Origin of the sequence: Pseudarthrobacter defluvii (assembly GCF_030323865.1) — a bacterium.
Classification (GTDB): Bacteria; Actinomycetota; Actinomycetes; order Actinomycetales; family Micrococcaceae; genus Arthrobacter; species Arthrobacter sedimenti.
Genome location: NZ_CP066362.1, coordinates 3,114,586 through 3,127,885 on the forward strand (window position 1 = coordinate 3,114,586; position 13,300 = coordinate 3,127,885).

15 protein-coding genes are annotated in these 13,300 nt (G+C 65.6%); 5 read left to right on the forward strand and 10 right to left on the reverse strand.

Going from position 1 to position 13,300, the window contains the following annotated elements; translation table 11 throughout:
• Positions 1-100: 100 nt before the first annotated feature.
• Positions 101-1,228, forward strand: a complete 1,128-nt coding sequence (locus JCQ34_RS14430; RefSeq protein ID WP_286398492.1) for a flavin-containing monooxygenase — start codon at positions 101-103, stop codon at positions 1,226-1,228.
• Here the strand turns inward: JCQ34_RS14430 and JCQ34_RS14435 are convergent.
• Positions 1,197-1,898, reverse strand: a complete 702-nt coding sequence (locus JCQ34_RS14435) for an esterase/lipase family protein (RefSeq protein WP_286398494.1) — start codon at positions 1,896-1,898, stop codon at positions 1,197-1,199. The two genes, JCQ34_RS14430 and JCQ34_RS14435, sit on opposite strands and share 32 nt — an antisense overlap.
• Before the next feature lie 56 nt (positions 1,899-1,954).
• Positions 1,955-3,175 carry an MFS transporter gene (locus JCQ34_RS14440; RefSeq protein ID WP_286398496.1) on the reverse strand — a complete coding sequence of 407 codons (1,221 nt, stop codon included), beginning with the start codon at positions 3,173-3,175 and terminating at the stop codon, positions 1,955-1,957.
• Positions 3,176-3,336: 161 nt separating this feature from the next.
• On the opposite strand from JCQ34_RS14440, the gene JCQ34_RS14445 reads away from it, so the two are divergent.
• Positions 3,337-4,038: a GAF and ANTAR domain-containing protein gene (locus JCQ34_RS14445; protein WP_286398498.1), complete on the forward strand. Its 702-nt coding sequence runs from the start codon at positions 3,337-3,339 to the stop codon at positions 4,036-4,038.
• A gap of 24 nt (positions 4,039-4,062) precedes the next feature.
• Here JCQ34_RS14445 and JCQ34_RS14450 read toward each other — a convergent pair whose 3' ends face one another.
• Both JCQ34_RS14450 and JCQ34_RS14455 read right to left on the reverse strand, forming a co-directional pair.
• The gene (locus JCQ34_RS14450; protein WP_286398500.1) at positions 4,063-4,494 is read right to left on the reverse strand and encodes a hypothetical protein; all 432 of its coding nucleotides are present in this window, start codon (positions 4,492-4,494) and stop codon (positions 4,063-4,065) included.
• A gap of 258 nt (positions 4,495-4,752) precedes the next feature.
• The gene (locus JCQ34_RS14455; protein ID WP_286398502.1) at positions 4,753-5,004 is read right to left on the reverse strand and encodes an ANTAR domain-containing protein; all 252 of its coding nucleotides are present in this window, start codon (positions 5,002-5,004) and stop codon (positions 4,753-4,755) included.
• A gap of 558 nt (positions 5,005-5,562) precedes the next feature.
• Here JCQ34_RS14455 and JCQ34_RS14460 point away from each other — a divergent pair.
• Complete coding sequence (locus tag JCQ34_RS14460) at positions 5,563-5,904, forward strand: hypothetical protein (protein WP_286398504.1); 342 nt, start codon at positions 5,563-5,565, stop codon at positions 5,902-5,904.
• Positions 5,905-5,934: 30 nt separating this feature from the next.
• Here JCQ34_RS14460 and trxB read toward each other — a convergent pair whose 3' ends face one another.
• Both trxB and JCQ34_RS14470 read right to left on the reverse strand, forming a co-directional pair.
• Positions 5,935-6,912 (reverse strand): thioredoxin-disulfide reductase, encoded by a 978-nt coding sequence (gene trxB, locus JCQ34_RS14465; RefSeq protein ID WP_142132929.1) that lies wholly within the window; start codon positions 6,910-6,912, stop codon positions 5,935-5,937.
• Between the two features lie 22 nt (positions 6,913-6,934).
• Complete coding sequence (locus JCQ34_RS14470; protein ID WP_286398506.1) at positions 6,935-7,369, reverse strand: arsenate reductase ArsC; 435 nt, start codon at positions 7,367-7,369, stop codon at positions 6,935-6,937.
• A 156-nt stretch (positions 7,370-7,525) separates the two neighbouring features.
• On the opposite strand from JCQ34_RS14470, the gene JCQ34_RS14475 reads away from it, so the two are divergent.
• Positions 7,526-7,849, forward strand: coding sequence for a hypothetical protein (locus JCQ34_RS14475; RefSeq protein ID WP_286398509.1), 324 nt, complete (start codon positions 7,526-7,528; stop codon positions 7,847-7,849).
• Between the two features lie 157 nt (positions 7,850-8,006).
• Here the strand turns inward: JCQ34_RS14475 and JCQ34_RS14480 are convergent, their stop codons facing one another.
• Together JCQ34_RS14480 and JCQ34_RS14485 are read right to left on the reverse strand one after the other, a co-directional pair.
• Positions 8,007-8,510 (reverse strand): hypothetical protein, encoded by a 504-nt coding sequence (locus JCQ34_RS14480; protein WP_286398511.1) that lies wholly within the window; start codon positions 8,508-8,510, stop codon positions 8,007-8,009.
• A 62-nt stretch (positions 8,511-8,572) separates the two neighbouring features.
• Positions 8,573-9,091: a MarR family winged helix-turn-helix transcriptional regulator gene (locus JCQ34_RS14485; RefSeq protein ID WP_286398513.1), complete on the reverse strand. Its 519-nt coding sequence runs from the start codon at positions 9,089-9,091 to the stop codon at positions 8,573-8,575.
• 224 nt (positions 9,092-9,315) lie between these two features.
• On the opposite strand from JCQ34_RS14485, the gene JCQ34_RS14490 reads away from it, so the two are divergent.
• On the forward strand, positions 9,316-10,068 hold the full coding sequence (locus tag JCQ34_RS14490; protein ID WP_286398515.1) for an ANTAR domain-containing protein: 753 nt from the start codon (positions 9,316-9,318) through the stop codon (positions 10,066-10,068).
• A 491-nt stretch (positions 10,069-10,559) separates the two neighbouring features.
• On the opposite strand, the gene JCQ34_RS14495 is transcribed toward JCQ34_RS14490, so the two are convergent.
• Positions 10,560-11,870: an MFS transporter gene (locus JCQ34_RS14495; protein WP_286398517.1), complete on the reverse strand. Its 1,311-nt coding sequence runs from the start codon at positions 11,868-11,870 to the stop codon at positions 10,560-10,562.
• Positions 11,854-13,167 carry a putative lipid II flippase FtsW gene (gene ftsW / locus JCQ34_RS14500; RefSeq protein WP_286398519.1) on the reverse strand — a complete coding sequence of 438 codons (1,314 nt, stop codon included), beginning with the start codon at positions 13,165-13,167 and terminating at the stop codon, positions 11,854-11,856. The genes JCQ34_RS14495 and ftsW overlap by 17 nt, the downstream gene beginning before the upstream one ends.
• Positions 13,168-13,300: the final 133 nt, after the last annotated feature.

The following is a 13,300-nucleotide window of genomic DNA, read 5'->3' on the forward strand; positions in this document are numbered from 1 at the left end:
AATTCATCCGAGTATGCTTCGGATGAATTCTAGCAGGAAGCCCCAGGCCGCCAAGAGTGCATCGCAAAGAAGCGGCAAAGGGGTGGAAGGGCAGGCCATCATGTCAGAGCACTTCGACACTGTCGTGGTCGGCGGCGGCCAGGCCGGATTGGCCATGGGCTACCACCTGTCCTGCCTGAAGCGTCCCTACGTCATCCTCGACGAGAATCCCAGGACCGGTGACAGCTGGCGCACCCGCTGGGACTCGCTCCGGCTGTTCACCCCCGCCCGGTACGACGCCCTTCCCGGCAGCCGCTACCCCGCCCCGTCCTGGTCCTACCCGTCGCGGGAAGAGTTCGCCGACTACCTCAGCGGCTACGCGGACCACTTCGCACTGCCGGTCCGGAACAACGTCCGGGTCACCGGCGTCAGCCACACCGGACAGTGCTTCGTCATCGAAACGGACAACCAACGCATCGAAGCCGACAACGTAGTGGTCGCCCCGGGCTGGGACCGGAAGCCCAAGGTGCCGGCTTTCGCGCAGCAGCTCAGCCCGCACATCAAGCAGCTCACGGCGGGTAGCTACAAGAACCCAGCGGACCTCGCGCCAGGCCCGGTCCTGGTGGTCGGCGCGGGCAACTCCGGCGCGGACATCGCCCTGGAGCTGGCCCCGACCCGCAGGACGTACCTCTCCGGCAGGCACCCCGGCGAAATCCCCTGGCCCATCGACGCCTTGGCCACCCGCCCCCTCACCCTCGCCGTCTTCTTCGCGTTTTCCCACGTCCTGAACCTCAACACGCCTGCCGGCCGGAAGGCCCGCCCGCAAATCCTTGCGCACAGCGGACCCCTGGTCAGGGTGAAGAACCGCGACCTGCTGCGTGCCGGCGTCGAACGCGTTCGCAGGACGGAAGGCGTCAAAGAAGGCCTGCCACTGCTCGCGGACGGCCGGGCACTCGAGGTGGCCAACGTCATCTGGTGCACCGGTTTCCGCCCTGATCTGGAGTGGATCCACCTCCCGGTGTTTGGCCCGGACGGCGAACCGGATCAGGACCGCGGGGTAGCCAAGGGGCAGGCGGGACTCTACTTCCTGGGCGCCATCTTCCAGCAGTCGCTGGCGTCCTCCATGGTCCATGGGGTGGGCAGGGACGCCGCCTTCATCGGCCGGCACATCGCTGCAAGCACGCCGCAGGCAGCAGCAGCACAGCCACGCAACAACGTCAGGCCGGAAGGTTCAGCTGCTCCACAATGATGCGGGCGGTTCCGGGATCGCCCAGGATCTTGAAGTGCCCGGCCACCGGCAATTCGATGTTGGTTGCCCCGGGCAGGACGCTCCCCTCCGGAATGTGCGGATCGAACGGCCCGTAGATGGAAGTGATCCGGCTGTTGATGGCCAGCTCCCGGGACATCTGGAGGGTCAGGGCGTTCCGCGGCGAAAAGATGCGAAGGCTGGGCAACAGCATGTACCGGGCGTAGCGTGAGCCGGAAAACGGTGCGCACACGGAGATCATTCGGTCGATCCGGTGCTCGGGGTCCAGGGACAGCATGGTGTATTTGCCGATCAGCCCGCCCTTGCTGTGCGCCACCAGGATCGCGCCCCGCAGGCCGGCTTCCTCCAGGTGCTGGGCCACGAGCTTGGCGGCCTCCGGGACCTTCAGTTTGTTCCGCTGAAGCACAGTGACCACGTGGACGGGATGACCGGCATCGTGGATGGCCTGGATGACCGGCATCATGAACTGCCAGTTTTCGTACACCCCGGGGATGATCACCACGGGCGCACGGGTCCCGTTGCGGAAGGATGCCGGCTGCACGCGCGACAGGAAGCCGCGCACCTGCCAGCCCGCGGCATACACATAGTCCTGAGCCCACCACACAGCCTTCTGCAGTGGACTGATGCGGGCAACGGCGCCGGGATCACTCATGTGTCGAGAATAGCCTCGCCGGCCGCGCTACCCACCAAACAGGCCCGCAAACACGGTCAGTAGTTGCGGCGGTGCTTCAGGCGGGGAATCACGACGGCGAACACGGCCGCCGCCGCGAACCCCAGGATGCCCGTGGCTGAGATCCCCGGGCCCAGGGAGGCGAGCGCGGTCACCCCGGAGAGGAGGACGGGGCCGCCGGTGGATCCGGCGTCAGCCATAAACCGCCAGAGGCCCAGGAACTGGCCCCGGCCACGGTCCGGCGAGAAGTCGGCGCCCAGGGTCATCACCAGCCCGGAGCTGATGCCGTTGCCGAAGCCGATCAGCAGCGCCGCCAGCAGCAGACCCACAAAGGAGCCGGTGAGCGGGATCAGGAGCAGCGCGGTTCCCATGAGCAGCGTCGACGGGATCGCCACCCACTGCCGGCCTTTGCGGTCCATGAGTTTCCCGGCGGGATAGAACACCAGCATGTCTATCGCGCCGGAGAGCCCGTAGATAAGGGACGCCGAGGTGGCGTCCATCCCCAGGTGGTCAGACCAGAGCGGAATCACCACCTGGCGGGAGGACCGCAGCGCGCTGAGCAGCAGGATGCCCACGCCCAGCGAAAGGAACACGCCCGCGTGCGAGACCGCCACGCTCCGGAGCGTGGGCTGGGGGCCGGGCTCGCCGCCTGATTGGACCTCCGGCGTCGTCAGATCCGGAATGGTGAGCGACAGCAGCGCGGCGGCCGCCATGGCCACCACGCCCACCCAGTAGGCACCGGCGAGGCCGAAGAACTGCATCACGGCGGCCCCCGCGAACGGGCCGATGAATACGCCGATGCGGTTCACGCCGCCCAGCGTGGACAGCGACCGGGCGCGGAATGCCACGGGCACTGCCTCGGTGAGGTACTTCTGCCGGGCCAGGCCGAACACCGCCCCGGCCATCCCGACGACGGCCATCGCCACCGCGAGCAGCCACAGCCCGTTGGAGGCAAGAGTGGAGGAGGCGGCGGCTGCTGCCAGCGCCAGGCCGGCAGCGACGGCGGCGCCCACAATCGACCAGCGTTCACCGAAGCGGAGGGTCACCAGGGACGCCGGCAGGTTGAAGAACCAGGACCCCAGCCCGATCAGGGTGACGATCAGCGCCGCCACTGCCACCGATGCGCCCAGGTTTCGGGCGGACAACGCCACTACCGGGAGGATGGCGCCTTGCCCGATCCCGAAAAGCAGCGTGGGGCCGAATGCGGCAACCGCGATACTGCGCAGGCTGAAGGGCTCAGGGTCATCCGGGGAAGTCATCAGATTTATCCTATGGCCGTCCGTTGCGCTCCCCCCGCATTGGAAAGGGGGGTCCGGCAGGGGTTTCCCCCGCCGCCCTGCACCCTAGAATCTCCCTAAGCAGCACATCGGGGTGATGCCACATGGCGGGAATGCACGGAACTCCGCGTGATGAAGGGATCGTGGAGCGTCTGCAGGACCTTGTCCTGAAGACGCCGGACATGGCGGATCTCCTCCATGAACTCGTGACCCTCTCCGCCGCAGCGCTTTCCGTCCACAGCAGGCTGCTCTGCGGCGTCACCATGGTGCGGAAGAAGAAACCTGCCACGGTCGCCACCAGCCACCCCCGGGTCAAGGCAATGGATGAGCTGCAGTATGCCTACGGCGACGGACCGTGCCTGACCGCCCTAAGGGACCTGGACACCGTCTATATACCCACGCTGCATGAGGAGAGCCGGTGGCCCCATTACTGCGCCACGGCCTGGGACGAAGGCATCCGCTCCATCCTCTCCGTTCCGCTGCCCCTGGAAGGGGAGGCAAGTGCAGCGCTCAATCTTTACGCCGCCCAAACACACGCGTTCAGCGATGAAGCAATCCACAAGGCGGAGGTGCATGCGGGCCAGGCATCCAAGGCGCTGCGTCTGGCCGTGCGCCTGGCCCAACTGGCAGAAGACCGGGACAACCTGGCCGCAGCACTTGAGTCGCGGACCATCATCGACCTGGCAACGGGAATCATCATGGCCCAGAACAACTGCAACCAGGACACCGCCATCAAGGTCCTGCGGAGCGCCTCCAACACCCGCAACCGCAAGCTTCGGGATGTGGCGGCCCTGCTCGTGGCGTCGGTGGGCAAGGACCCGAACGTCATTACGCACTTCGACTGAGGTTTCGTTTCACCGAGGGCGGGTTCAACGGGCGCGCGGCTCGAACCCGGCCAGGGCCCGGAAGAAGTTCACTACCTCAACTATGGCGCCGATGATCGATCCCACGATGCCGAGCACCAGGAACACCCGCACCACCACCGGCCAGCCCGACCAACTGGTGCCGAAATCGAAGGGGAAGACTTCCCACATCCGCAGCATGGCCGCCACCCCGATGCCCATGACCACGATGTTCCCCAGCGAAAGGAGGGCCCGGGCATGGATCACCGCGCAGACCAGGTTCACGATGATGCCCGCGATCAGGGATGCATTGATGAGGCCAAGGACACGCGTCATGTCGCCGGTGAGGAAAGGCAACACCTGCCAGCCCGGCCAGACGTTGATCCCCCAGAGCAGCAGGGCGTTGATCACGGCGGAGCCAACGTTGCCGCTCCGGCTGGTCGTAGTCCTGGCCGCCATGCCGCGCCCCTCCCTGGTGCTCCGGTCCCGCGTCCGCTCCATTGCCCGAACCACTCCTGCCCTGGAATCGACTGCTCCGTACTTGTCGTTTTCAGCGTCCAAAACGGCAGTTACTCAGCAATCGATGCGGGAAATGTGGCTGCGGGCGCCAATGGACGTGACTTCAGGTTCGCGCCCAAGCAGCATGTCGGGAAGTGCCGAAGGTCCCAGCTGCCTTTGGACCGGCGGGTCAACCAGCAGTCGATGGCCTAGGGGAGGTCAGTAAGCGGCCAGGACTCCGGCGGCCTTGCCGTTCGCTGCCGCGTTCACCAGTTCTTCGGCCACGATGTGCAGCTTGGTGTTGGCGTGCTGGCTTCTGGTGGCCAGGACCTGGAATGCGGCAGGGCCGTCCACTCCCTGCAACGCCATGACAATGCCCTTGGCCTGTTCGATCAGGGCCTTGTGGCCGTAGGCTCCCTCGATGGCGTCCTCGGCCGCGTGCTGGGATTCGATGCGCAGGCTCTGGGTCACGTCCACCATGAAGCCGCGGACGTAGTCCCCCTGCCCGGACGGCTCAGCAACGGCCTGGAGGGCGGAAAAAACGCGCCGTTCCTTGCCGCGGACGTCAAGGACCCGGTGCAGCAGGGCCCCCTGGCCGCCTCCTTTGAGAGATCCGCCCAGAGTGCGAGCACGGCCTCCCGGTCCAGCGGGTGCTTGTGCGCCATGAAGAGTTCGAAGGTGGGTACCACCTCACCCTGTTTGAGCCCGTGGACGCCGTACATGCCCTCTGACCACTCCATTTTCCCGGAAGGGACATGCACTTTGAAGGTCCCGGATGGACACTCCGCGGAGGGCTGCAGCGGATAAAGATACGTATCAAGCTTTGACCACATGCATTCCTCCCAATATCAGGTCTTCGCACCGTGGGCGAACGGCACCCAAGATAACTGACGAAGCTGAAAAGGACATGTCATGTTCCGCCCAGCAGACCCCGGAAAAGTGCAGGGGTCACAAAAATGCCGGGACGGAGTACTGTTCGCCGTATGGGGCGCTGGTGGTCTGCGCCCACAGCCAAGGGGAGGTCATTTCATGGGTGAAGTGTGGATCCGCACGCTGGGCAACGGGCTGGTCCGGGCCGATCGAGTCACCGAGATTACATCCACCCGCGGGTCCCGGCAGGAGGACCGCGGGTATTCATTGAAGGTCATCGTGGACGGCAAGAGCCACGTGCTCATTGACGACGGCGGGCTGCAGGGTTCCCTGCCCGAGCGGCTGGAATACGCCAGGCACATGGAGGACGCCCTGCTGCTGGCCATCGACGAGGCTCGCGGCAGCGACGTGTCCATGGTGGTCTCCTACGAGCCGGAACGCGAGCGCTGGTCGGCCGCTCCCGTATCAGTATTAACGGGAAGGCTCCCCGAAGTCGTCTGACCCAGGGAGCCTTCCCGTCCAATCCACAACTTAGCTGTGCGTCGGTTCCTCCACCAGCGCGGTGGCGATGCTGGCGGCGTCCTCCAGCGCCGCGAGGAAGCGCTCCGCGTCCAGGGCCGCGGCGCAGCCGGTACCGGCGGCCGTGATGGCTTGGCGGTAGCGGTGGTCCACGGCGTCACCGCAGGCAAAGACGCCGGGCAGGTTGGTGCACGTGGTGGGCGAGTCCACCTTGATGTAGCCTTCCTCGTCCAAGTCCACCTGCCCGGCCACGAGGTCGGTGCGGGGCAGGTGGCCGATGGCCACGAAGATGCCGGTGGCGTCCTGCTGCCGGGTTTCCCCGGTGCGGGTGTCCGTGAGGGTAACGCCGGTGACCTTGCCGTCGCCGTGGATGGCCGTGACGGCTGAGTTCCAGGCAAAGCTGATCTTGGGGTTGTCCTTGGCGCGCTGGGCCATGATGCGGGAGGCGCGGAGTTCGCCCTTGCGCACGACGACGGTCACGGACTTGCCGAAGCGGGTCAGGAAGGTTGCTTCCTCCATGGCGGAGTCGCCGCCGCCCACCACGATGATGTCCTGTTCACGGAAGAAGAACCCGTCGCAGGTGGCGCACCACGAAACACCGTGGCCGCTGAACTTCTTCTCCTCCGGCAGGCCGAGCTCCTTGTAGGCGGAGCCGGTGGCCAGGATGACGGCCTTTGCCTCGTAAGTCTCCCCGCCGCCGGTGACCACGCGCTTGACCGGACCTTTGAGGTCAACGGACGTGGCGTCGTCGTACTCAATGCGCGCGCCGAACTTTTCCGCCTGCTGCTGCAGCCCGTCCATCAGCTCCGGACCCTGGACACCGCCCGGGAAGCCGGGGAAGTTTTCCACCTCGGTGGTGTTCATCAGCGCGCCACCGGCGGTGACGGACCCGGCCAGCACCAGGGGGTTCAGGCCGGCGCGGGCGGCGTAGATGGCGGCGGTGTAGCCGGAGGGGCCGGAGCCGATGATGATCAGCTGTTCTTTGCTCATTGCTTGTCCTTCGGTGGCTGTACTACTGGGCGTCCGCGTGCTGCGCGGGCAGGAGTTCGGTGATCAGTTTTTCGATGCGTGCCTTGATCTCATCACGGATCGGACGAACGGAGTCAACGCCCTTGCCGGCCGGATCCTCCAGCTCCCAGTCCTCGTAACGCTTGCCCGGGAAAACCGGACACTCGTCACCGCATCCCATAGTGATCACCACGTCCGATTCTTTCACTGCCTCGGTGGTAAGCATCTTCGGGACCTCCGCGGAGACGTCGATGCCAACCTCCGCCATGGCCTCCACCGCGGACGGGTTCACCTTCTCGGCGGGCTGGGACCCGGCGGAACGCACCTCCACTGCTCCCCGCGACAGCGAAGCCAGGAAAGCGGCCGCCATCTGGGAGCGGCCTGCATTGTGGACACAAACAAACAGAACGGAAGGCTTGGCGGCGGGATCGGTACTCATGGGCGCTCCTCAAACTGATAGCAAACTACGCGCGGTGTAATAAACGTCACTGTGTTGCGCTGGTCACATTGGTTGCCTAATCTAGTTGAGGCTTAAGCAAACAGGCCATGCAAGAAGCTGCAGCGTCGCAGCCAATGCCGGGGAAGGCTTTACAACTTGAACTCTAAGCTGAACATCGTGGTCCGGGTGGATCTGGACCACAGCAAGGCCCAGGTGATTGCAAAGGGGCATATCACCATCCACAGCGTCAACGCCCTCTACGTAGTGGCAAAGCGTGCCAACTCCCTTAAGGGAGGCCTGGACCTGGAGCTCGACGTCTCCAGCGCCTTGGTTGATGAGGAAGCGCTGGACATGCTCCATGCAGCCTCCGAAACCCGGCACCTGCCCGCGAAGATCGATCCGGATCAGGCACCCTGCACCATTAGCGTGCTGGCCGAGCGCCGACATCCGCGCCCCCGGGCAGTCCGCCTGGCCGCATAGAACCCTCCGGCCGCTCGCCGCGCCCACCTTTCGGGCCAGAGCCGGCCGGGCAGCATTTGCTTTATTACTCCCAACGACCCGAAGCGCTGCTGCATCTGAACATACGGATGGCTGCGCTTCGGGGGCCGCGGAGTGTTTGCCGATCTTTCGCCAGGCGTCAGAGCAGTTGGACGCCGCCGGCCAGGATTTCCTGGAGCTCCTCGGCAGTGAGGCCGGCAGCTTTGCCAAGCGCCTCAGGGGCAGCGCCCCGCCGGGCAGCGGTCCGTACCGCGTTTTCGAAGCGTTCCTGTGCTGCGTCCATCTCCCACTGCAGGCTTTCCAGCATGGCCGATTCAAGCCGCACAGCCTCCATGGAATCGGCGGTGATGCCCACGTCCACCTTGAAGCCGCAGGCGCAGGTCCATTCCTTGGAGTCGAGTTCCGTGGATGCCCAGCTCAGCGACGGCACGGGCACCGGAGTGGACGTCATTGCGGCGCCGCAGTGGAACGGCGCGGCCGGATCATGCAGGTCATGTACTGTGCGGTCCGGGGCAGGGGAAGAGCCCGGCAGTCCCGTGGGGTGGTCCAGGACGATGGGCACCCCGGACTCCTGCGGACGTTCACCACGGTTCTCGATGAAGGTCGATTGTCCCGGCGCCTGAGGTTCAAGTACTGCAGTCATTCGATCCGCCATCCGATTGATAAACAAGTATGTAGCTAGTCTAACTAGGATTCTGATCTTGTCTACCGCCTGGGAACACCAGGCTTGGCATTGACAGTGTCCACGGCTTCCCGCATGCGCTCCAGGAAGTGCATTACTGCCTTGATCTCCTCGGGAGTCAGTGATTCTGCGGCCTCCAGCATGCGCTTGTGCATCTGGTTGAGGTTGTGCCGCACCTCTTCGTCAGCTCCGGGGGTTGGCCGGAGAATCACGGCGCGCCTGTCGGTGGGGTGGGGTTCGCGCGCAACGTAGCCGCTGGCCACCAAACGGTCGACGAGGCTGGTCATCGACGCTGAGGTGATCCCCAGGCGGGCGGCGAGTTCTGTGGGCCGGATTCCGATGCCGGCAGCTTCCGCGTCGATCAGGTAGCGCAGGGCCAGAAGGTCGGTCTCCCCCATTGCCAACGAGGAACGGGTGCGCCTTCTCATTGCACTTTCGGATGTCCGGAACTCCCGGAGGGCGTTAATCACGTCAACGGCTCTGGGCTGGGCGCCCTCCACGAGTGGGTACCAGTAGCCTTCGCTTGCACCATGCGGGTTCATGCGAATTCCTTCGATATCCTACTTGCTTGGCTGTCTAACAAACCCATCGTAGCCCACTTGCCGACCTCCATCTTCCCAACGATGAAAAGCCAGTCAAGTACCTTCGCAGCCCCGGCGGAAAAGTAGAGTACCGGCTACTCGTGCCCCTGCCCCGGCAGCCTAATAGGTTTCTATGAACCCACCGCACCCGAAGCTGGTGGGCGTAATCGAATGGGGGTGCGTCGGTGGCAGTTGGCCCGGCAAACATTAAAGGGCCCGAGCGGCACGGGTTCCTGCTGGACTTGGTAACAGGGGCCGACGGCGAGGAAAGGTCCCTGCAGATGCTCGCCGACGCCGCAGCCCACTGGGTCAGTACCGCGGCAGGTGCGGCGATCGAGTGCGCCGCAGTGCTGCACCGGCAGCGGTCCTGTCCCGCCTCGGCCGGAAGCTCACCGGTGGCGGCCGGCCTGGCAGCGTCAGAGGACGAGCACGGGGACGGTCCCACAGCGTTGGGTTCCGCACTGGCTGCGCCAACAGTGATCAACCAGGCCGGCGTGCGCTGGCAGGCTTACCGCAGGCGTCTGGCGGACAGCGGTTTCGGCGCAGCCCTTGCCGTCCCCCTGGATCTAAAGCCCGGTTCAGCCGGCGCCTTGGTCTTCCTGGCCCCGGCCAACGTCGGGTTCACCGCGAAGGTTGTCAACGAGGCGGCCTGGTTCGCCGAGGTGGCATCGCACAGCTTGAAGCTGGCACTGGACGTCCACGGAGTCATCCGTGCCGGCGATAACCTGAAGCAGGTCCTGGAGAGCAGGACCAGCATCGACGTTGCCTGCGGCGTACTCATGGCGCAGAACCGCTGCTCCTACGCGGAGGCCTTCAGCAAGCTGGCCGGCACCTCCCGGAACCGCAACCTCAAAGTCCGCAGCGTCGCGGACAGCATCCTCCGTGCCATGCCCAGCGGCGCGCCCGGCACGCGCTTCGAGCCTCCGGCCATCGCCTAGAAACTGGCGTACAAACCTTTGCGACAAGGTCCTGGTTGCTTGGCGTGGTGACCGCGGCCCTAGTGGCGTGCCCGTGCCCGGATAACCCCTGCCGCCACCAATCCTGCACACCCGAGTGAAGCCAGCATGCCGCCAAGAGCCATGAAGTAATCGGTAATGGTCATTGTCCTGCGCTCCTTCCCTGTAACTGCCTGATGGGCCCAAGCTACGGGGCGAAACTCAGCGTTCCATGAAGGATCGCCAGCAGGTTTGGTCAAGATCCGGTTAAGGAAATCTGCGGGGATCCACAAACTTTGACCCGTGATCTTCTCTTTATAACCGTGTTCCGTATTATTCATGCATGTGGACTAAACAAAGCCAGAGCTTCTGCCCCACGTGCGGCAGGACCACCAATCACGTCACACATTTCCAAAAGGACGACGCCGGCTCCCTGGTTGCGGACGTCCGCTGCGCCGAGTGCCCGGAAGCTGCGGGGGCGGTCGCCTAAGTAACTACTCCCCCGTTCTGGAAGGACGGACGACGGCGAAAATCACCAACGCGGCTGCCTGCACCACCGTGACGGTGACGGCAAGCGCGAAGATCGACTGTTCGTAAAGCAGGCCGATCAGGAAGCTGCCGGCCAGCCACGCCAGGCCGTAGCAGGCGGTGAACATTCCGTAGGCACTCCCCCGCCGGGCTGCAGGAGCGAGTCCCGCCACGCCGGCGCGCATGGTGCTTTCCTGCACGCCCATCGCAGCCCCCCACACCAGCACCCCTGTCACTGCGAGTGCTGTGTTGTTGCTGAAGCCAAGCCACGGGACTGCGGCGGCCAGCACCGGCAGGACCAGAAGGACCCGCAGCCCCGCGCGGTCAAAGAGCCAGCCGGAGACCAGGGCGGCCACGGCGTCCACCGCCATGGCCGCGGCGTAGAGCACCGGGACCAGCGCCGGCGGCAGGAGCCCGGTGGCCACCACGTGGAATGAGAGCAGCCCGAACGTGGCGTAGCCGAACATCGTCAGGCTGCTGAAGGCGGCGTAGAGCCAGTACTGGCGCGGCATTCCGGCAGTGCCGCCCGGAACTGTGGTGGCTTCCCCGGGTTCCACGTCAAGGCGCGCCCGATCAAGAGGTTCCGCCGCAGCCGGTTCCATACCGGCCGGCTCCAGGGCATTAGGCTGCAGTGTCTTAGGCTGCAGAGCGGCGAGCTCGTAAACGGCAGGATCGGGAACCCTGCGTTTCAGCCAGAACAAGACCAGCATGGCCGCAAGCCCGGGCACAGCCAGCAGCAGGAACCCGGGCCCGTAGTTGCCGGAAAGCGCCAGGGCCATCCCCACCAGCAGCGGCCCCACCAACGCGCCCACCTGGTCCAGCGCCTCATGCAGCGCGAACGCTTTTCCCCTGCCCAGCGCGGAACCGGCCTCCGCGAGCATGGTGTCCTTCGCCGGGCTCCTCACGGCCTTGCCCAGACGCTCGGCCAGGACCAGCAGGCAGGCAATCCAGAGTGCGTCGGTGATTCCGAGCAGGGGCACGGAGACCGCGGTCAGGGCATAACCACTGATGGCGAGCGCCCACCGCAGCGCGGGCCGGTCAGCCAGGCGCCCGAACACCAGGCGGAGGACCAGGGCCACCGCCTCGCCGGCGCCGGTGACCACACTGACCAGAAGCGCCGATGCCCCCAGCGCACCAAGAAACGGCCCGGTGACGCTGCGCGCGCCCTCGTACACCATGTCCATCAGCGCACTGACAATCCCGAAAGCCACGATGAAGCGGATGGGGGTCATGGCCGCTGCAGGAAGGGTCCCCCCGGCGCTACCGTTGGTGCGCATGCTCCCGGGCCTGCTTCACCGAACCATTCGACCCGCCACGGTCAGACCCAACCCGGGTTGACCCGGAGCGTTCAGGGGCAGCGCGCTTGGATCCGGCACCGCGCCGGAGGGCCCGGCCCAGGCGGGTACTGCGGCCGGCGGGAGGAACAGTACCTTCCGGACGCGTCACCGCCAGGATCACCCCGATTCCCGCCAGGGAGGACACCATCGCCGATCCGCCGTAGGAGATGAACGGCAGCGGTACACCAATCACGGGCAGCAGCCCGCTCACCATGGAAATGTTGATCACTGCTTGCCCAAGGATCCAGGTGATCACGCTGCAGGCCACGATCCGCGAGAACGTATCCGTGGTCCGGGCGATGGTCTTGAACACGGCGATGGCCAGGGTGGCGAACAGGCCCAGTACCAGCAGCGTTCCGGCCAGGCCGAGTTCCTCCCCCAGGATGGAGAAGATGAAGTCGTTGTGGGCTTCCGGGATCCAGTTCCACTTCTGCCGGCTCTGCCCCAGGCCCACACCGAACCAGCTGCCCGAAGCCAGGGCGTATGCGCCGTGCTGCGCCTGGTAGCCCATGCCCTGCGCGTCCTCGTCGGATCCCATGCCCAGCCAGGAGGAGATCCGGCCCATCCTGTTGCCGCTGGTGGCCGCAAGCACCAGGGCTGCCGCCACGCAGATGAGCCCGGCCACGGAGAACACCTTCATCCGGACGCCGCCGTAGAACATGGTGGCAGCCAGGATCATCATGATGATCAACGTGGTGCCCAGGTCGTGCCCCAGCGCCACGATGCCCATAATCAGTGCGCCGGCCGGTGCCAGCGGCATGACCGCGTGCTTCCACTGCCCCAGCAGGGCCTGCTTCCGGTCCAGGATCCAGGCCCCCCACACAATCAGCGAGAGCTTGGCGAATTCGGACGGCTGCGCGGTGAAACCACCCACGCTGATCCAGTTCCGGTTGCCGTTCACGGTCATGCCAAGCGGCGTGAACACCAGTACCAGGGCAAACAGGGAACCGATCAGCATCGGCCAGCCCAGCCACCGGATCCGCCGCACGGGCATCCGCGCCAGCACCAGCATGAGCACCACGCCGGCCACGGTCCACATGGCCTGCTTCAGGGGAAGATCGTACGGATTGTTTCCTGCCGCCACGGATTCCACGGACGACGCCGATGCCACCTCCACGAGTCCGATCGCAGAGAGCGTTAGCACCACCGCCAGGATCAGCGGCCGCAGGCGGCCCGGCGAGTCATCCTCCAGCCACACCGCCAGTTTGCCCAGCCTGCGCCGGGCAGGAGGACGCATTACACGCTGCTTTTGTCCTGTACTCATCTGTCCGTTCCTCAGCCTGCATACGGGGGTATCCCACAGGGCCGGGCCCATGGCCCGGGCGGGTACCGCCGAGAAGAAAGAGTACGCCCACCCCGCACTGGAGACC